Source organism: Campylobacter sp. CFSAN093241 (assembly GCF_012889595.1).
GTDB classification, from domain to species: Bacteria; Campylobacterota; Campylobacteria; order Campylobacterales; family Campylobacteraceae; genus Campylobacter_D; species Campylobacter_D jejuni.
On the sequence record NZ_CP040612.1, the window covers coordinates 1,464,341 to 1,482,858 of the forward strand.

Genomic DNA, 18,518 nt, shown 5'->3' on the forward strand with positions numbered 1-18,518 from the left:
TCATAAGAAATTTAAAAAGGGACTAAAATAAAGAGTTTGCGGGACTCTGCGGGGTTACAATCCCCTAAAACCGCTTTTAAAATTCAAATAAATTTTGCTGATGATATTTTTCTTGTTTTTTGTTTATTTGAATTTCTTCATTATTTGAATTTTTGTATTTAAATTCTCCATGACTATCTATATCAAAAAGCGTTAAATTGGTTTCGTTATTAACTTTTTCATTAAAAACTATGCCACCAAGCAAAAGCTCCATTTTATCAAATTGCTTTTCAGTGATGATTAAAGCCCTTACATTTCCATAAGGTGGCAAAATCTTTTTTACATTTTCAATAGAACTTTTTGCAGAACTTAAACCCTTGCAAATACGCATATAAACGCTAAATTGCAGCATAAAATAACCTAATTTTATAAGATTGTTTCTAAATTTACTTGCTAGTTTTTGCTCTTTTTTACTTTTAGTAGGTACATCAAACATCAAAAGCACGCGCATAAATTTATCTTCAATCATCAAATTTCACTATCTTTAGCTCATCTTCATACAATAAAGCATTTTTAAAATTCGCCACATAATGATTTATCGCTCTGTTTAAAGGATAATTTTGCCCATCAAAATTGATTTTGCTTTGTAAATTGCCAATCAACGCTCTTTTGTCATCTTTGCTTAAAAACTCACTTTCACCCTTAAGCTTTAAAACACAATCATCAACACTAGCCCTAAACACTTCTATCAAATCATCACAAAGTGCAAAAGAATTATAAATATTATCGTGCTTTATGCCAAGCCAAGGCAAAAGCCCACTTATACAAACTGCTCTAATAATACAAGCCCTAATGATTGCATAGCCATAATTTAAAGCAGAATTTTCAAAGCAAAGCTCATCTCTTGAAAAAGAAACGCCAAACAAAGTTTTAAAATAAAGCGCCGCTGCAACAGCTTCGATATTTTTACTATCATTTAAGCTTACTTTTTTAGCCAAATTTATAAGCTCATTGCTTTGCCCTATTTTATTGTGTTTTTTCAAAACAAAGGCTTGATTTAGGATTTTGTTTTTAATGATTTTTTGCCATAAAATAGCCTTTTTTTGAGCACTTACATTCATTTGCTCTTTTGCGATTTTTGCACTTTGAAAATGCCCTAAAAAAGGAGTAAAAACACCATTTATACTATGAGTTTCATCGCAGGTTAATAAGATAATTTTATGCCTTGCAAAGGCATTAAAAAGTGCGGAACTAAGGCTTACTTGTAAGCTTTCTAAAACGATGATGTTTATATCCTTTAAAAACAATTTGGCTATATTTTCATCTTGCTTAATCACAAGATGATTTAGCTCTAAATTTAGCTTGGCATTAGAGCTAATAAGCAGTGTTTTAAAAGCTTCATCGTAACTCATTTTTTAAAATCTTCTCTTTGTCTAAACTCAGCCTTTGTCACTTCTCCAAGTGCTGAAACTATGTATTTTTCAAATACTTTTAGATTTTGAATTCCTATGCTTTTTGCGATTACTTCTTTTTCATTTGCATTTTTAAACAATATTTTTTGATTTTTGCTTAGCGTTTCAAATTTATTATCGTGTTTTGAAACAATCAAACTAACAGTAGAGCTTGTAAAAGCATTAAAATAAACAAGTTCTGGCTCTTGCATATCTTTAGTTTGAATTAAAATCAAACTATCTTTGTATAAAGAAAAGCAAAACTCATAATTTTCATCCATTAAAATCCAGTCTTTTATCTCACCTTTTTTACTTCGCGCTACAGCTTTATTTGGTAATACTTTTAAAGCAAAATCCATAGTATAAATTGGCACAGCATAAAATTTATTTGTCTTTTTGTGTTTAAAAATATCCACTCTAAACATATCGCCATTTTTAACAATTTTACCATTTACTTTGCGGATTTTACCAAGCTCTAGGGCTTTTAAAACTCCTTCTTTTCCGCCGTATGATTGATAGAATTCTTCTTCTTTTCTAAATGTTTCTTCATGTAAAGCTCCACTTGGCTTTTTTCTCTCAGGTTTTGAGACAAAAATTTCATCAATTTTATCTAAAACCTTTTGCCTAAAACCACTAAAAGGCTCAAAAAACTTCCTTTTGTTTTTATAATCTAATTCACTAATTTTTTTTGCATAAAGTTCTACACTGTTGCTTTCTTGCTCTTTTTTAAAATCTGAAAAAGCCTTTACGATAGAATTGTTTGCATAAGCAATAATTGCTGCATCGATGGCGTGATGAAGATGGTTGTTTCTATCCTTAGCGCTAAAGCCCCAAGTGTGCCTTAAAGCCGATGTTAGCATACCGCTTTTTGCTTCTACATGCACTTTTGAGCCTTTTTGCGTATCGTTTAATTTTGTATTTTCATCATCGCTTAAAGGTAAAAAATCTAAATAATCTTTAGTGTAGTTTAAAACAAGCCTTGCGATGTAGCGAGTATCGTTTAGATTTCTATCTTTAAAGTCTTTTTGCTCTTTGTCTTTGTAATTTTTATCTAAAATTCTTTTTTGCTTTTTTTCAGGTAAATTTTTTGCCAAAACTTCAATTTTCTGCCATTTTGTACTATCATTGCCAAAGGCTTCAAAGGGGGTTTTATTAAGCTTTTCTTGATTTTGCTTGGTAAAAACTAAAACTTTATTCATATAAGAATCATCAAAACTTCTAGAATAAGGGTAAATATGGTCAATTTCAAGCATTTTTTCATCTTGCAAATCACTAAGTTTAATCTTTTCTCCACTATAAGCACAAAATTCTTTTTGTTCTTTAAATAATCTTAATTTTAAAATATTTTTGCTATTTATTTTTAAGCCTAGTTTTTCACATTCAATTTCGGCGTCTTTTTTGGCCTTGTAGTTTTCGTTTTGCTCTTTTTCTATTTTAGCTCTTTGGCTGTGATTTTTACCTACTTCTCTTGCTAATTCAATGTTTATTTTATGCACTTTACCGTATTTTTTAAGTAAGGCATTTAAGATTTTTCTATATTCTTTAATCGCCCTTAAAACCACAGGATTAGTTACTTCATCTTTGTAATAAGTTTCATTAAATGCGGGTAAAAAGTCTTTTTTATCTTCATTGATTGCTACTTTTAAATTAAGCTCATTGCAAGCTTCATCGTATTTTTTACCTTCAAGCATTAAAGGAGTGATAAGTTTTAAGGCTTTAAAACTTATATTTAAATGGTCTTTAAATTCCAATTTGCTTAAGCTATCAATTTGATTTTGATTTAAATCGTATTTTGCTAAAGCCTTTTTAAGTTTAATCTCATCTTTTATAAGAGTGATATCTTTTGCTATTTCATTTAAATCATCTTGGCTTAAATTATGCTCACCTAGGGCTTTTATAAATTCTTTGTATTTTTTAAACTCAATAAAATAAGTTCCTTTTTCTCCTTTAAATTCATAATCATCGCTTAAGCCCAAAAGCTTTTTTGTTTGTTTATAAGTTAGAGTGCCGTTTTTTAAAACTTCATTTAAAAGGGCGTTTAAATCATCTTTTGTATATAAAATTCCTTCAGTATTTTTAAGATTGTTTAAAATATTGATAATTCTTGTGAGTGCTACAAACATAAAAGCTAAAGGCGAATTTTTTGGCGCTCTTTTTTCATCAGTAAAAAAACTACAATTTCCCACTAAATGAGAAAAATCTTTTAAAGCCCTTTTATAAAATGCTACACTAAGCACTTCCTCTTCAAATTTCTTTGAAAAAGAAAAGCCAAATTCTCTTTGTTTTTGAAAAATAAGCTTTAATTCATATTTTAAAAAACTTTGCGTTATGCAGCGTTCATAACTTTCTTTTTTATTTCTAACATTTATAAATTCTTTGGAATTTTCTTTGAATTTTTGAAAATACTCTTTATAAAGATACTCTCCCACACTTTGATAATTTACTAGTTTTTCTTCATTTTGCTTGATAGCTTTTAAAATCTTGCCTTTTTCTTCATCACCATTATTTTTAATATCATCATAGCCACGCCTTTTTGCAATATGTAAAATCACTCTTGCAAAATCTTGCTTACTTAAAAGCTCGTTTAAAGCTCTAAATCTTAACTCATAAGGGCTAATTAAAGAGCCTTTATAAGCCTTAGCTAAACTTTCATCAAAGCTTTGATAATCTTCGTAATTTAACTTAAATTCATTTGCGATTAAATGTTTTAAGTGATTTAGCCTTGCTTTGCGTCTAGCAAGGCGTTTTCTGGCACTTCTTGCAAGGCGTCTTGGTAAGGCTAGGGATTCTCCTGTTTTAGGATTTTCAGCCTTTGTAAAAATCCTAACTCCGCAATCTTTTAACTCATCATTTTCGCTAAACGCCCAGCCAATAGAGCTTATACCTATATCAAATGCCAAAATTCTTGCCACACTAGATCCTTTTTGATATTTATAATTTGTTTATAATTATAATATAAAAATCATTTTTTATACAAACATAAACTTTTCAGTAACCAAACTATACATATTATTAATTTTATAATGCAAAAAATAAGTAAAATTTTAAATGAAAAATATTTATTAGTTAAATTTTAGCTAAAATAAAATAAAAGCTAATAATAACTTTAGGAGAAATCATGCCAATTTTTATGATATGTTCTACACTTTTAGCGGTAATTGTCGTTACTTATTATATACTTAAAAAATACAATCCTATTTTTGTATTTTTTCTTTCAGGTATTATCTTGCTTATTTTTGCTTTTTACATCACAGGAACACCTATACCAAAAGCCCCGAGCAGAGAACATGCAAGCTTTTTGAATGTTTTACTTGATAGTTATGCTTTTATCACAGCGACTTTTAAAAGTCAGCTTTCTGGAGTAGGACTTATTATCATGAGTGTGGCAGGTTTTGCTGCTTATATGAAACATATCAATGCTTCAGCAAAACTTGCTTTTTTAGCAAATAAACCCTTAGGAAAAATCAAAAATAAATACTTGATTTTAAGTGGAACTTTTGTTGTTGGAATGGCTTTAAAAATCGTCATTTCTAGCTATGCTGGATTGCTTTTGCTTTTGTTAGCATGTATTTATCCTGTTTTAATCTCACTTAAAATCCGTCCTATTACAGCTGTATGTGTGCTTTCTTTAATTGCGCTTGATTATGGTCCAAAAGATGGAAATTCAATCAATATGGCAGATATGGTAGGACAAAGTGATAATGTCGTAGGGCTTTTTTTAAATTACCAAATTTATAGTGTGATTGCCTATGTTGTAGTTATTGCCATCTTGATTCCTTTTTATTTTGCTTGGATTGATAAAAGAGATAAAGAAAAAGGTGTTTTAAATGATGAAGTTGAAATTCCGCAAATCATTGATCCTAAATGCCCTACTTTTTACATACTCTTTCCTTGGTTACCTGTTGTATTTTTATTTACAGCGTATTTTTTTACTATCAAGCTCGATGTTGTAACAGCAAATTTTGTAAGCATTTCTTTAGTTTTTCTTGTTGAATTTGCAAGACATAGAAATGCTAGAAAATTAGGCGAAGATATGATGGTGATTTTAAAAGCTATGGCTGAAATTTTTATCTCAGTCGTAAGCATAATCATCGCCGCTGGAGTATTTGCTGAAGGCATTAAAGCACTTGGTGGAGTTAATATCCTTGCTAACGCGGTTTCAAATCTTGGAACAGGAAATTTTGCATGGTTTGGAATTCTTTTGAGTATAGCTATTTTAAGCTTTTTAGTTTATTTTGCCACAGTGATTATGGGAAGTGGAATTGCTGCTTTTAATGCTTTTGGCAAACTAGCTCCTGATATAGCTACAAAATTAGACGTTGCACCTATTACTCTAGTTTTACCTATAGAAATTGCATCTTGTTTAGGTCGTGCAGCTTCACCAATAGCAGGCGGAATCATAGCTTTAGCTGGATTTGCAAAAGTAGCTCCAATGGATATTATAAAACGAACCACTCCTCTTTTACTTATCGCTATGCTTGTAAATGTACTCGTAGCCTTTTATCTAGCACAAACCAATCCTTTGCCAAAAGAACAAAACACTACAAAAATAGAACTTAAAATACAAAAATAAAGCGTATTGACGCTTTATTTTCACTCTAAAACAATACCTTCATTAATGCAAATTTCGCCAATAATAAAGGCATCTGAATTTTCTAAAACCTTACTTACATTAGAAGGATCTACAACCATTACTAAACCCACTCCCATGTTAAAGCTTCTATACATTTCGCTTTCTTCTACAGCCTGTCCTATAGTATAAAAAATTTCAGGAGTTTTAAGATGATGTTTGCGTATAGTTGCACCCATACCACGAGGTAAAACGCGTGGTAAATTTTCTACTAAACCACCCCCTGTAATATGTGCTAGAGCACTGATATAAGGCTTTAGTGTAAGAAAATCACGCACATAAATCCTTGTAGGTTCTAATAAAATATCAATTAAATTTTTACCCTCTATCTTGTCATCAAATTTTAATTTTAAACTTTCAAAAAGTACTTTTCTAGCTAAAGAATAACCATTTGAATGAAGTCCTGAACTAGGAAGTGCCAATAAAATATCACCATTTTTAACAAATTTACTTCTATCAATCTCATCTTCTTCAGCCATACCCACTGCAAAACCCGCAAGATCAAAATCATCTTTTGCATACATTCCAGGCATTTCAGCAGTTTCTCCGCCAATTAATGCACAATTTGCCATCTTACATCCCTTGGCAATGCCTGATACAACAGCCTTTGCTACTTCTACTTCGAGCTTGGCTGTAGCATAATAATCTAGGAAAAACAAAGGCGTAGCAAAATTACAAATCAAATCATTCACACACATTGCTACTAAATCTTGCCCTATAGTATCATATTTTTTAGCATCAATTGCCAAGCGAAGCTTGGTACCAACCCCATCTGTTGCACCTAAAATCACAGGCTTTTTAAAACCACTTGGCATTCTAAAAGCACCAGCAAAAGAACCAATTCCACCTACAACATTATCATTAAAAGTTTCTTTAACCAAAGGTTTTATAGCCTCTACAAAGGCATTTCCATTATCTATACTTACGCCTGCATCTTCATATGAAATTTTCATTTATTTTCCTTTAAGAACTAAAAAGGTATTTTAACGAAAAAAGTTTTAATAAGGCATAAGATGAAAAATGCTTTTTTTGTAACCGCTTCAATTGCTTGTGGTAAAAGCACCTTTATAGAAATAGCGAATTCTTTAGGCTTTAAAAGCATTAGTGCAGATAAAATCGCTCATGAAATTTTAGATGAAAATGCTTTAGAACTTGAAAAGATTTTTTCTCCCTTTAGCTTAAAAAATTTACTCACAAAAGAAAAGAAAATCGATAGAAAAATCCTTGGAAAAATTGTTTTTAACAACAAAGAAGCTAAAAAAACCTTAGAAAATTTCACTCATCCTAAAATTCGAGCTAAAATTTTAGAACAAATGCAAATTCTAGATAAGGAAAATAAAGCTTTTTTTGTAGAAATTCCTCTTTTTTTTGAAAGCGGTGCTTATGAAAATTTAGGCAAAGTCATTGTAATTTACACACCTAAAGAATTAAGCCTTAAAAGAATCATGCAAAGAGATAAGCTCAGCTTAGAAGCTGCAAAAGCAAGACTTGATTCTCAAATAGATATTGAAGAAAAACTTAAAAAAGCAGATTTTATCATTAAAAATACTAATTCTTATGCCGATTTTAGGCAAGAATGTGTTAAAGTAATACAAGAAATTTCTAAAGGAAAAATGTGAAATTTTATAAATATTGTGCAAGTGGGAATGATTTTGTCATAACAAATGCTGATAGAAAAGAAGATAGAAGTGCTTTAGCTAAAGAACTTTGTAATCGTTATGAGGGTATAGGTGCGGATGGCTTTATCGTGATATTGCCTCATGAAAAATACGACTTTGAATGGGAATTTTATAATAACGATGGCTCAAGGGCTGCTATGTGTGGAAATGGCTCAAGGGCTGCGGCACATTTTGCACATCATATTAACAAAATAAATCCTAACATGAGTTTTTTAACCGGTGCAGGAGTAATAAAAGCAAAGGTAAATCAAGATAAAGTTGAAGTATCTTTAGGCAAAATAAAAAGCGTGCAAAATACTTTTGAAGAATTAGGAAAAACTTGGCAACTTTGCAACACTGGAGTTCCACATCTAGTACATTTTTGTCAAAATTTAGATGAATTTGATACAATGCTTTGTCAAAAAATGAGACAAAAATATAATGCCAATGTTAATTTTGTAAAAATTTTAGATGAAAATCATTTAAAAGTTCGCACCTATGAACGCGGAGTTGAAGATGAAACCTTAGCTTGCGGCACAGGAATGGGGGCTTGTTTTTATCTGGCATTTTTAAATAAAAAAGTACAAAATAAAGTTAAAATAACTCCTAAAAGTGGTGAAGAGGTAGGGTTTGCATATAAAAATGAAGAATTGTTTTTTGAAGGAAAGGTAAAGTATTGTTTTGAAGCCAATTATAATTTTTCTTAGTCTTTTTCTAATCCCACTTTTTGCTGATGATCTAAAGAGTGGATTTGGAGAGGAATATTACAAACTTGATATAGATCAAAAAAGACAAATTTTTTTTATAAAAATGAATGAAATGTTTGATCAAAGCTTTAAAAAAATTGAACAAGAAAGAGCCTTTATCGAAGCCTTTTTTAAAGATGCTTACAAAACAGGCTTTAGGACTTCAAACCAAATAAATCTTGAAAAACTTATCACAATAAAAAACAAATATCGCATTGAAAATCTTTATGATTTTGCAGAATATAAAAAACGTATTCAAAAAATTCCAAAATCCATGGGTATAGCCCAAGCTTTAGTTGAAAGTGCTACAGGTACCAGTCGCTTCGCAAGAGAAGCAAACAATCTTTTTGGAGAATGGACTTGGGGTGAGAAAGGTTTAATTCCTGATTTAAGACATCCAGATAAAAAACACAAAATTAAAATTTTTGATAGTCTGCAAGATAGTGTTGACTCTTATGTTTTAAATTTAAATCGTCATTTTGCTTATGAAAAGTTTCGCGATGCAAGAGCTAAATTTGAAAGCGAAGGCAAAGAGATAACAGGGCTAGAGGCTATTAAAACTTTAGATTCTTATTCTGAACGCAAGGGATATTATATCAATCTTATTACAAAAATCATCAAACGATACAACCTTGAAAAATACGATACAAACTCAAACAACACCTAAAATCCAAGTGAAAATTTATCAAAAGATATGACTTCAAATTTAACCCCTTGCTCAAAAAAATTATCCTCGCTTGAAAGAGTGATAAAAATCACATGAAAAATTCCAAGTTCTAAAGCCTTTGGTAAAATTTTCTTAGCACGTAGCTTGATCAAATCAATATCTAAAGTTGGACTTGAAATATAAGCAATTTTAGATATTTGGCTATAAAAGTTAAAGTATTTGTTATAAAAAAATTCTTCTTTAAATTTAAACAACTCACTTAAAACTAAATTTTCAAATAAATGTGAAAAATCCTTTGAAATACAAAGATTATTTCTTAGGCCAAAATCTTTAAAATAAATCTTTTGAAGTTTTTTTTCATCATGTTTTAAAGTATAGATCACATAAGTATTTTCTAATTTTTTTATAGCTTGATAAACACTATCTTTTGAAGTTTTTAATCTTTTTTTGAGTTCTATAAATATCTTAGAAATACTGATTTGCTGACCCAAATTTAAAGCTAAATACTTTAAAATTTCTAATTCTAAAAGAGTGAAGCTTTGTCTTAGAAGTATGTTTTTTTCTCCAAATTTACTGCGTCCACTTTGCAAAAAAAGACCCACTAAATTATTTATAGGTAAATTTTTCTTACTTACACTAATAAATTCTTCAAAATCAAAATAATCAAGTTCAAGCTCTTCAAACCCATTTATATTTAAATCTTTTATATTTGTACTTAAGATGATAGGAATTTTAATTTTTTCTAAATTAGGGATAAAATCCAAATTATAAAGGCAAAGAATTTTAATTTGTAAATTTTCATTCAGAAAATCAGCAAGTCTTTCTAAACTTTGTTTTTCAAAGCGTGTATCATATAAATCTAAAAACAAAATTTCACTTGCTTTAAATTGAGATAAAAAATTAAAAATAAGTGTTTTTTTACCACAAAATCGTGGGCCTTTTATGATAATATTTGGTTTTGAAATTTGATTTTTTCTTTCATAACTTACTTCAAATTTAGGGTGGTTTTCATAAAAAAAATTAAGTACTTTCAATTTTATCCTTTAAAAAAGGATATTATAACCTAGTTTGTATAATTGGGGCATAAAGCCCCTTAAATTACATTTTGCAAGCACCCTGTAAAGTAGCGCCTATCATCCAAAGACTTTTTTCATATTTTGCGATATTTTCTTGCGCAAAAGCAGCTGTTGTGGTATCACTTTCTTTTTCTGCTGCTTCATTGAGTTTTTTAAATTCTGCTAAAAGATATTCATAATCTTGTTTGATCAGTTCTATGACTTCAAGCGGAGTAAAGCAATCTTTTGCAACTTTTGGACTTTTTGCATTTTCCATTAAAACTTTTTGGCAAGTGATAGCTTTTTCGCCAAGTTGTAAAACTCTTTCAGCACAACTATCAAAAAGTTCTGCCATTTCTTCATAAGCTTTTTCTGTGTATTCGTGTATAGAAAAAAATTGCAAACCTTTTACATTCCAGTGATAATTATGAAATTTAACCCATAGATGATGAGCATCTGCTTGCATTTGTAATAATTGTTTTGTAACTGACATGATTGACTCCTTTTTTTAATTTTTAAAATTATAACATAAAATTCTTAAATAATAATTATTATTAATTAAAGATTTTTATTATAATTTTAACTTAAAATCATTATACTCTTTTTTAATGAATTTTGATTAAGAATTTAATATATTTTTTAAGATCAACTTTCCAACTTCCACACCAGGTTGATCATAGGTGTTAATCCCTAGCATAACACCGCAAGTTGAAGTAAAAAGTTCATAATAATACATCAAATATCCCGCATGCCAAGCGTCAAGTTTTTCAAGTTCTATCACATCAACACTCAAATTTTCAGCGATTAAAGCGTGCATAGTTGCATCACATTGAGCGTTTAAAAGTTCGTGAAGATTGACTTTATTACTTAAAGAATCTAAAAATTTAAAATGAATATCAGGGATAATAGGTGCTTTTTGAGCGTCTTTGATTTTTAAAAAAGTTACAGTTTTATTTTTAGGTCCATCCATGATGAGTTGTAAAAAACTATGCTGATCTCTTGCTCCAATGAGTGCAATAGGAGTTAAACCTATGCGTTTATAGCCTTGCTTTTTACCTAAACTTTCAGCAATAAGCTGGATATACCATTCATTAAAGCCTTTAAAAGCATCACTATATGAAAAAAGCACATTGATATTGGCATTTTTGTGTGTGCAATAATGATAAGCCTTTTGTAAAATTTCATCTTTTTTGCGAGTAAAAAAATCTTCAAAACAAGCTTTAGCTCCTTCTAAAAGAGCTTTGGCATTATAGCCACAAAAACAAAGTGGAACTATACCCACGGCTGAAAGTATGCTAAAACGACCTCCTACATTTGCAGGGATAAAAAAGCATTTAATAGCTAAATTTTCACCTTCTTTATGAAGTTTTGAATCCTTATCAGTAATAAAAACAAAGTATTTTTTTAATTCTTGCATATCAAGTTTAAAATGTTCAATAAGAAGTTTAAAAAGTGATACGACTTCTATAGTGCTACCTGTTTTACTGATGATTAAAAACAAACTTTCTTCAAGCTTGATTTTTTCCAAAGTCTTATTAAAAGAATGTGAGCTTGTGTTATCGAGTATAAAAAGCTCTCTTTGGTTACTTTTTTCATTAAAAAGCATATCGCGCAAGGCTTTTACACCGCAACTTGAACCTCCCATTCCCACTAAAACGATATTTTTTACATATTCTTTATCTTGAATAAATTTCAAGCTCTCATCGATTAAATTCAAACTTGTGTCAATAAGATGATAATACCCTACATCTCCACTTTTTACCTCATCATTAATACGATTTGCATAAGAACTTATAGTGTGAATTTCACTTTGCTTAAAAAAAAGTATATTGTTTAACATTTACTTTTCTCGTAAAAATAATTTGTCGCCTCTACAAAGCCTTCTACGCTTCCACAATCAAAGCGTTTCCCTTGAAATTTATAAGCTAAAACCATACCATTGGTTGCTTGAGTTAAAAGCGCGTCGGTAAGTTGAATTTCGCCATTTTTTCCTGCTTTAGTATTTTCTAAAATTCCAAAAATATCAGGAGTTAAAATATATCTTCCTATGATAGCAAGATTACTTGGAGCTTCATCAGGACTTGGTTTTTCTATCATAGAATTAACCATAATAAGATTTTCTTCTACAAAATTTCCAGAAATTACTCCATAGTTTGAAACTTGTTCTTTTGGTACTTCCATCACAGCTATGATGGTGCAGCGATATTTTTCATAAATTTTTACCATTTGAGCCATAACATTTAAGCCTTCTTCATTAACACACAAATCATCAGCCAAAATTACGCCAAAAGCTTCATCGCCAACTAAAGGCTTACCTTTTAAAACCGCATCACCTAAGCCTTTCATTTGATTTTGTCTTGTAAAAGTAAAGGTGCAACGATTGATCAAAGAGCGAATTTCATCAAGTAAGTATTCTTTTTTTGTACCTGAAATTTGATGCTCAAGTTCATAAGAAATATCAAAATAATCCTCCAAAGCTCTTTTTCCACGCCCTGTGACAAAGCCCATATTTTCCATTCCTGCTTCCAAAGCTTCATCAACCCCATAATGGATCAAAGGTTTGGTTAAGATAGGTAACATCTCTTTAGGTAAAGTTTTTGTTGCAGGTAAAAATCTTGTCCCATAACCTGCCGCAGGGAAAATACAAGTTTGAAGCATAAAAATTTCCTTTTATTTTTTTATCATTATAGCTTATTTTTATGAATTTTTATGAACAAGGCAAAGTTCTTTTTGCCTTGTTATTCAAACTCTGCCTTAGCTAATTTAACAATGGTTTCTACTACTCCAGAATCTTCGAGCGTTGAAATATCCTGTTTGATTTCTTCACCTCTTGCTATAGTTCTTAAAATTCTTCTCATTATTTTACCACTTCTAGTTTTTGGCAAACCTGGAGTATAAAGAATTTTTTCTATTTTAGCTATAGGTCCTATCTCTACTCTTAAAATGTCATTAAGTTCTTTTAAAGTTTCTATAGCTCCGCCAAGATCACAACTGGATGTAGGACTTAAAACCACAAAAGCAAACAGTGACTCGCCCTTAATCGCATCCAAAATACTCACTACAGCTGATTCTGCTACACTTGGATGTTTAGCAATAGCGCTTTCAATTTCAGCCGTTCCTATACGATGTCCTGCAACATTAACCACATCATCTGTTCTTCCTGTGATGGTAATATAACCATTTTTATCATAAAAAGCACCATCGCCACTAAAATATACAGCTTTTCCATCTTTTTTAGCTTGAGAAAAATAACTTTCTATATAGCGTTCATCATTGCCCCAAATTCCACGAATCATCGAAGGCCAAGGTTTAGTTATACAAAGCAACCCATCTTCACCTTCATCTTTTTTATTGCCTTCTTCATCAATAACTTCCGCAAAAATCCCTGGCAAAGGCAAGGTGGCACAACCTGGTTTTAAAGGAGTGGCGCCTGGTAAAGGCGTGATCATATGCCCACCTGTTTCTGTTTGCCACCAAGTATCGACTATAGGACTTTTAGTTCCCCCTATTTCATCATAAAACCACTTCCAAGCACTAGGATTGATAGGCTCTCCAACCGTTCCAAGCACTTCAAGCGTACTTAAATCATATTTTCTTGGCTCATTAGGTGCATCAGCATGAAGCATTCTTATGGCAGTTGGCGAAGTGTAGAATTTGCTTATTTGATACTCTTCTATCATTCTCCACCAACGCCCAGAATTTGGATAAGTAGGAGTTCCTTCATGCATTATAGTCGTTGCCCCACATGCTAAAGGCCCATAAACTACATAAGTATGTCCTGTAATCCAACCCACATCAGCACTACACCAATAATTATCATAATCTTTAATATCAAAAACCCATTCCATAGTCATTTGTGCCCAAAGTATATATCCTGCACTTGCATGCATAACTCCTTTTGGCTTGCCCGTTGATCCTGAAGTGTAAAGCAAAAACAACAAATCCTCACTATCCATAATTTCGGGTTCACACTTATAAGACTCATTTTTCACAAGTTCGTTATAAACATAGTCCCTTCCTTTAATATATTCTATAGGCTCATTATTGCGTATAACTATAAGTACTTTTTCTACACTTTCACACCCTTCACTTAAAGCCTTATCTACTGCAGGTTTTAACATATAAGGTTTGCCACGACGAAAAGCACCATCAGCCGTTACTACAAGTTTAGCTCCTGCATCTATAATTCTATCTCTTAAGGCTTCAGGAGAAAACCCTCCAAATACTACACTATGAATAGCCCCAATCCTTGCACAAGCTAACATTACTATAGCTGTTTCTGGAATCATAGGCATATAAATTACAACCCTATCGCCTTTTTTTACTCCGAATTTTTTAAGCAAATTGGCCGCCTTGCAAGTTTCATGCAATAATCTTCTATAAGTATAAACTTCATAATCCCCCATTTCACCTTCAAAAATCAAAGCAGCTTTATTGCGTCTTGTTTTCATATGACGATCAAGACATTGATAACTTACATTTAAAGTTCCACCTTCAAACCATTTATAAAATGGAGCTTTATCCTCATTTAGCACTCTTGAAAAAGGCGAAAACCACTCAATCTTCTCAAATGCTTGTCTTTTCCAAAAACCTTCAAAATCTTCCTTGGCTTCATCGCATAAATCATAGTATTCACATAAATTTTTTATACGAGCATTACGAGAAAATTCTTTACTTGGCTTAAAAAGCTCTTGATTATTTTGATTAAGCATAAAAACTCCTTTATGGTTGTTTTTAAACATTATATAAGAGTTTATTTGTATTAAATACAAATTTAAAAAATAATTAAGATAAATTTTATAAAAAATGGGAATATTTGTAATATTTTATTTAAATTTTATAATGTATGTTAATTTAAGAAACATATTGCATCTTCATAAAAATAAAGACTAAGTTCTTCGTATAATTTTAAATCGAATCTTAAAAATTCTTGTTTTTCCAAGGCAAATTCTAAAATTTTATCCATACAACTTACCCTTATAAAAACATCACTTTTCCTACTTCTAAGTGCTATAATATAACATTTTTCTAAAATAAAATCATAATTATTTTTTGGAATATTTTTAGAATTAAAAAAAGAAATTTTATAAGGATCAATAGCAATTTTGCTTGGAGGTTTTTTAAAATCTTTATATTTTTTACAATTACTAAAATCTATAAAATTACAAAATTTCACACCTTGATTTTCTAGTTCAAAAACATTAGTATTTTCAAATTCTAAAATTTCTCCACTGTGCAAATAAAGTTTTTTTTGCGCCAAAGAATCTAAAAAATGTTTATCATGACTTGCGATTAAAAAACCTGTATTGAAATTTTCATGCATTTTAAGAATAGTTTTTTTAAATAAAAGTGTAGTATTTTTATCCAAAAAAGCACTTGGTTCATCAAGTAAATAATACTTCGCTCTTACGCTTAAAGCTATAGCAAAAGCTATTTTTTGACTTTGTCCTGATGAAAGTTCATTAGGATGTTTACTTAAAAGACTTTCATCTAAATTTAAAAACATCAAACTTTCTTTTATGCGTTCTTCAATATCTTCTTTAATCCCGTAAGTTTTTAAGGTAAATAAAAAATTTGCCCTTACACTACGATTTAACAAAATAGGCTCTGGAAAAAGCAAATAAATTTCACGCTTTTGCTTATTATTAGGTTTAAAATTTCCAAAATAAGAAATATTTTTTGAAAAATCTCCTTCTAAAAATTTTAATATTCTTAAAAATGTAGATTTTCCACTTCCATTCGCTCCCATTAAGATGCTAATTTTACTTGTATCAAGTTTTAAATTTTTGATTTTTAAAACTTCTTTGTTTTGATAGTTGAAAAAAAGATTAGAAATTTCTATCATTTTATGTTCTTTTGAGTTTGTGCGTGATGAAATTTAAACAAAAGGCAATGAGAATTAAAACCAAAGCCAAAGCTATACCGCTAGCAAATTCGCCTTTGTTTGTTTCAAGAGAAATAGCTGTGGTTATGGTTCTAGTATCGTATTTGATATTTCCACCTACTATCATCGCTACTCCTACTTCTGCTACAATGCGTCCATAAGCTAGTGCAACGACGCTAATCAAAGCAAAGCGTAATTCATAAATCATCGTTAAAACAAGTTTTAAAGGACTTAGGTGAAAAGATTTTATAAGTAAAAAATGTTTTTTATTCATATTTTCTATCAAATTTGAAAAAAGTGCGATCACTATAGGAAGCGCTAAGATAAACTGCCCTAAAATTAAAGCCTTTATAGTAAAAAGCAATCCAAATTCTCCCAAAGGTCCTCGACTTGAAATCAGTGCATAAAGTATAAGTCCTACTGCAACTGTTGGAAAAGAAAGGCTAGTATCTATGATAAGTTTTATAAAGTATTTGAATTTAAAATCAAAAAAACCTAAGATAAATCCCAAAGGAAAACCTATAAGCAAAGCTAAAACTATAGAAATACTTGAGCTTAAAAGTGTAGTTTTTATAGCTGAAATTACGCTTTCATCAGCATTGAAAAGTAAAAATAAAGCCTGTTTAAAACCATCAAAAATATAATCCAAAAATATCCTTTTTAAAATAAGTAATTTTAGCATAATTATGCTAAAATATTTTTTTATGTAAATTTATAAGGAAAAAAAATGAAAAAAATCATTTCTTTAGCCCTTGCTTTAGCTTTAAGTGCAAGTGCAGCAGAACTTAAAATGGCAACTACAACAAGCACTGACAATACAGGACTTTTAGATGCTCTAAAACCTCTTTATAAAAAAGAAAGTGGCAATACCTTAAAATGGGTTGCCGTAGGAACAGGTGCGGCTTTAAAAATGGGTGAAGATTGCAATGCTGATGTGCTTTTTGTGCATTCTCCAAAGGCTGAAAAAGAATTTATGAAAAAAGGCTTTGGTGTAGATAGAACTCCTGTGATGTATAATGATTTTATCATCATCGCAGATAAATCTTTAGCTTCTAAATTTAAAGGTAAAAATTTAAAAGAAAGCTTAGAACTTATCAAAAATGAAAAGCTTACTTTCATCTCAAGAGGCGATAAATCAGGCACTGACAATAAAGAAAAAAGCCTTTGGAAAAATCTTGGCGGTGTTCCTGAAAAGCAAAGCTGGTATCAACAAAGCGGACAAGGTATGTTAGCAAGCATTAAAATCGCTGAAGAAAAAAAAGGTGTGATTTTAACCGATCGTGGTACTTATATCAAATATGAAGCCAATGAAAAAGGCAAACCAAACTTAGTCATTGTAAATGAAGGCGATGATAGTCTTAAAAATTTTTATTCTGTTATAGCGACAAATCCTAAGCATTGTAAAAATGTAAATTATACAGAAGCTAGTAAATTTATCAAATGGGTAACAAGTGATAAGACTTTAAATTTCATTGCTGATTTTAAACTTCTTAATAAACCTTTATTTGTAATTGATGCAAAAACAAGAAAAGACTAAAAATTAAGCAGGTTTTAACCTGCTTAAAATATCATTTTTTACTTATTGTAACTTTTTTATTTATTTTTCAAAACTTTTAGCTTATTTAAAATTCTTCTTTAGATATAATAAAATCAATAATTAAATATACAAGGTCAAATAATGTTCAAAGTGGATTTAAATAGTGATTTAGGGGAAAGTTTTGGCGCCTATAAAATGGGAATGGATGAAGAAATTTTAAAATTTGTAAGTTCAGTAAATGTCGCTTGTGGCTTTCATGCGGGTGATCCTTGTGTGATGGATGAAACCTTAAATTTAGCCAAGCAAAATGGTGTTTGCATAGGAGCACATCCATCTTATCCTGATCTTTTGGGTTTTGGAAGACGCAATATGCAAATAAGCTTTGAAGAGGCTAAAAACTATGCCTTGTATCAACTAGGAGCTTTATTTGGCTTTGCTAAGGCAAAAGGTATGAAAATACAGCATTTTAAAGCCCATGGGGCGCTTTATAATATGGCAGCTATTGATGAAAATTTAGCCTTAGCACTTTGTGAGGCAGTGGCGAGTTTTGATGAAAATATTATTTTTCTAGGGCTTGGTAATTCTGCTATGAATGAAGCAGCTAAGAAAAAGGGTTTAAGATATGCTAATGAAGTTTTTGCAGATCGTGCCTATAATGATGATGGCACTTTAGTTTCAAGAAAATTAGAAGGGGCGTTAATACACGATGAAAATTTAGCTATCAAACGCGTGATAAAAATGATAAAAGAAAGCAAAGTTACAAGCATAAATGGCAAAGAAATTGATTTAAAAGCCGATAGTATTTGTGTTCATGGGGATAATGCAAAAGCTTTAGAATTTGTTAAAAAAATCAAAGAAAATTTAAAAAAAGAGCAAATTCAAATTTGTGCTTTGGAAAATTTTATATAAGT

At 30.4% G+C, this 18,518-nt stretch carries 17 protein-coding genes; 6 read left to right on the forward strand and 11 right to left on the reverse strand.

The window, feature by feature from the left end; all coding sequences use genetic code 11:
* Positions 1-76: 76 nt before the first annotated feature.
* From cas2 to cas9, 3 genes are read right to left on the reverse strand one after another with little or no spacing between them, the layout of a single operon-like run.
* Positions 77-508, reverse strand: coding sequence for a CRISPR-associated endonuclease Cas2 (cas2, locus tag FBE96_RS07410; RefSeq protein WP_002797817.1), 432 nt, complete (start codon positions 506-508; stop codon positions 77-79).
* A complete protein-coding gene (gene cas1, locus FBE96_RS07415) occupies positions 501-1,391 on the reverse strand; it encodes a type II CRISPR-associated endonuclease Cas1 (RefSeq protein ID WP_002867064.1) in 891 nt (296 codons plus the stop codon). The genes cas2 and cas1 overlap by 8 nt, the downstream gene beginning before the upstream one ends.
* A complete protein-coding gene (gene cas9, locus FBE96_RS07420; RefSeq protein WP_100625615.1) occupies positions 1,388-4,342 on the reverse strand; it encodes a type II CRISPR RNA-guided endonuclease Cas9 in 2,955 nt (984 codons plus the stop codon). The genes cas1 and cas9 overlap by 4 nt, the downstream gene beginning before the upstream one ends.
* A 206-nt stretch (positions 4,343-4,548) precedes the next feature.
* Here cas9 and dcuC point away from each other — a divergent pair, with 206 nt between their 5' ends.
* The gene (dcuC, locus tag FBE96_RS07425) at positions 4,549-6,003 is read left to right on the forward strand and encodes a C4-dicarboxylate transporter DcuC (protein WP_002855314.1); all 1,455 of its coding nucleotides are present in this window, start codon (positions 4,549-4,551) and stop codon (positions 6,001-6,003) included.
* Between the two features lie 20 nt (positions 6,004-6,023).
* Here the strand turns inward: dcuC and purM are convergent, their stop codons facing one another.
* Positions 6,024-7,013: a phosphoribosylformylglycinamidine cyclo-ligase gene (gene purM / locus FBE96_RS07430; RefSeq protein ID WP_002855427.1), complete on the reverse strand. Its 990-nt coding sequence runs from the start codon at positions 7,011-7,013 to the stop codon at positions 6,024-6,026.
* Between the two features lie 60 nt (positions 7,014-7,073).
* Between purM and coaE the strand changes: the two genes are divergently transcribed.
* The 3 genes from coaE to FBE96_RS07445 are packed head-to-tail and all read left to right on the forward strand — an operon-like array spanning position 7,074 to position 9,131.
* Positions 7,074-7,679, forward strand: a complete 606-nt coding sequence (coaE, locus tag FBE96_RS07435) for a dephospho-CoA kinase (RefSeq protein ID WP_002856113.1) — start codon at positions 7,074-7,076, stop codon at positions 7,677-7,679.
* Positions 7,676-8,425 carry a diaminopimelate epimerase gene (dapF, locus tag FBE96_RS07440; protein WP_002855997.1) on the forward strand — a complete coding sequence of 250 codons (750 nt, stop codon included), beginning with the start codon at positions 7,676-7,678 and terminating at the stop codon, positions 8,423-8,425. The genes coaE and dapF overlap by 4 nt, the downstream gene beginning before the upstream one ends.
* Positions 8,400-9,131, forward strand: a complete 732-nt coding sequence (locus tag FBE96_RS07445) for a glucosaminidase domain-containing protein (protein ID WP_002868022.1) — start codon at positions 8,400-8,402, stop codon at positions 9,129-9,131. Before dapF ends, FBE96_RS07445 begins: the two co-directional genes overlap by 26 nt.
* Here the strand turns inward: FBE96_RS07445 and FBE96_RS07450 are convergent.
* The 7 genes from FBE96_RS07450 to tupB all read right to left on the reverse strand — a co-directional run bounded on the left by FBE96_RS07450 (position 9,128) and on the right by tupB (position 16,719).
* A complete protein-coding gene (locus FBE96_RS07450) occupies positions 9,128-10,165 on the reverse strand; it encodes an ATP-binding protein (RefSeq protein ID WP_002867075.1) in 1,038 nt (345 codons plus the stop codon). The genes FBE96_RS07445 and FBE96_RS07450 overlap by 4 nt on opposite strands.
* Positions 10,166-10,229: 64 nt before the next feature.
* Complete coding sequence (locus FBE96_RS07455; RefSeq protein ID WP_002851546.1) at positions 10,230-10,679, reverse strand: Dps family protein; 450 nt, start codon at positions 10,677-10,679, stop codon at positions 10,230-10,232.
* Between the two features lie 126 nt (positions 10,680-10,805).
* Complete coding sequence (locus FBE96_RS07460) at positions 10,806-12,026, reverse strand: glucose-6-phosphate isomerase (protein WP_002906252.1); 1,221 nt, start codon at positions 12,024-12,026, stop codon at positions 10,806-10,808.
* Entirely contained in the window at positions 12,020-12,844 is an 825-nt protein-coding gene (gene galU, locus FBE96_RS07465; RefSeq protein ID WP_002871129.1) for a UTP--glucose-1-phosphate uridylyltransferase GalU, read from the reverse strand. Before galU ends, FBE96_RS07460 begins: the two co-directional genes overlap by 7 nt.
* A gap of 80 nt (positions 12,845-12,924) precedes the next feature.
* The gene (gene acs / locus FBE96_RS07470; RefSeq protein ID WP_002906250.1) at positions 12,925-14,898 is read right to left on the reverse strand and encodes an acetate--CoA ligase; all 1,974 of its coding nucleotides are present in this window, start codon (positions 14,896-14,898) and stop codon (positions 12,925-12,927) included.
* A 137-nt stretch (positions 14,899-15,035) separates the two neighbouring features.
* The gene (gene tupC, locus FBE96_RS07475) at positions 15,036-16,031 is read right to left on the reverse strand and encodes a tungstate ABC transporter ATP-binding protein TupC (RefSeq protein ID WP_002868367.1); all 996 of its coding nucleotides are present in this window, start codon (positions 16,029-16,031) and stop codon (positions 15,036-15,038) included.
* A gap of 1 nt (position 16,032) precedes the next feature.
* Positions 16,033-16,719 carry a tungstate ABC transporter permease TupB gene (gene tupB, locus FBE96_RS07480; protein WP_002874119.1) on the reverse strand — a complete coding sequence of 229 codons (687 nt, stop codon included), beginning with the start codon at positions 16,717-16,719 and terminating at the stop codon, positions 16,033-16,035.
* A gap of 78 nt (positions 16,720-16,797) precedes the next feature.
* Between tupB and tupA the strand changes: the two genes are divergently transcribed.
* Both tupA and FBE96_RS07490 read left to right on the forward strand, forming a co-directional pair.
* Complete coding sequence (tupA, locus tag FBE96_RS07485) at positions 16,798-17,607, forward strand: tungstate ABC transporter substrate-binding protein TupA (protein WP_002868369.1); 810 nt, start codon at positions 16,798-16,800, stop codon at positions 17,605-17,607.
* A gap of 141 nt (positions 17,608-17,748) precedes the next feature.
* On the forward strand, positions 17,749-18,516 hold the full coding sequence (locus FBE96_RS07490; RefSeq protein ID WP_002872141.1) for a LamB/YcsF family protein: 768 nt from the start codon (positions 17,749-17,751) through the stop codon (positions 18,514-18,516).
* Positions 18,517-18,518: the final 2 nt, after the last annotated feature.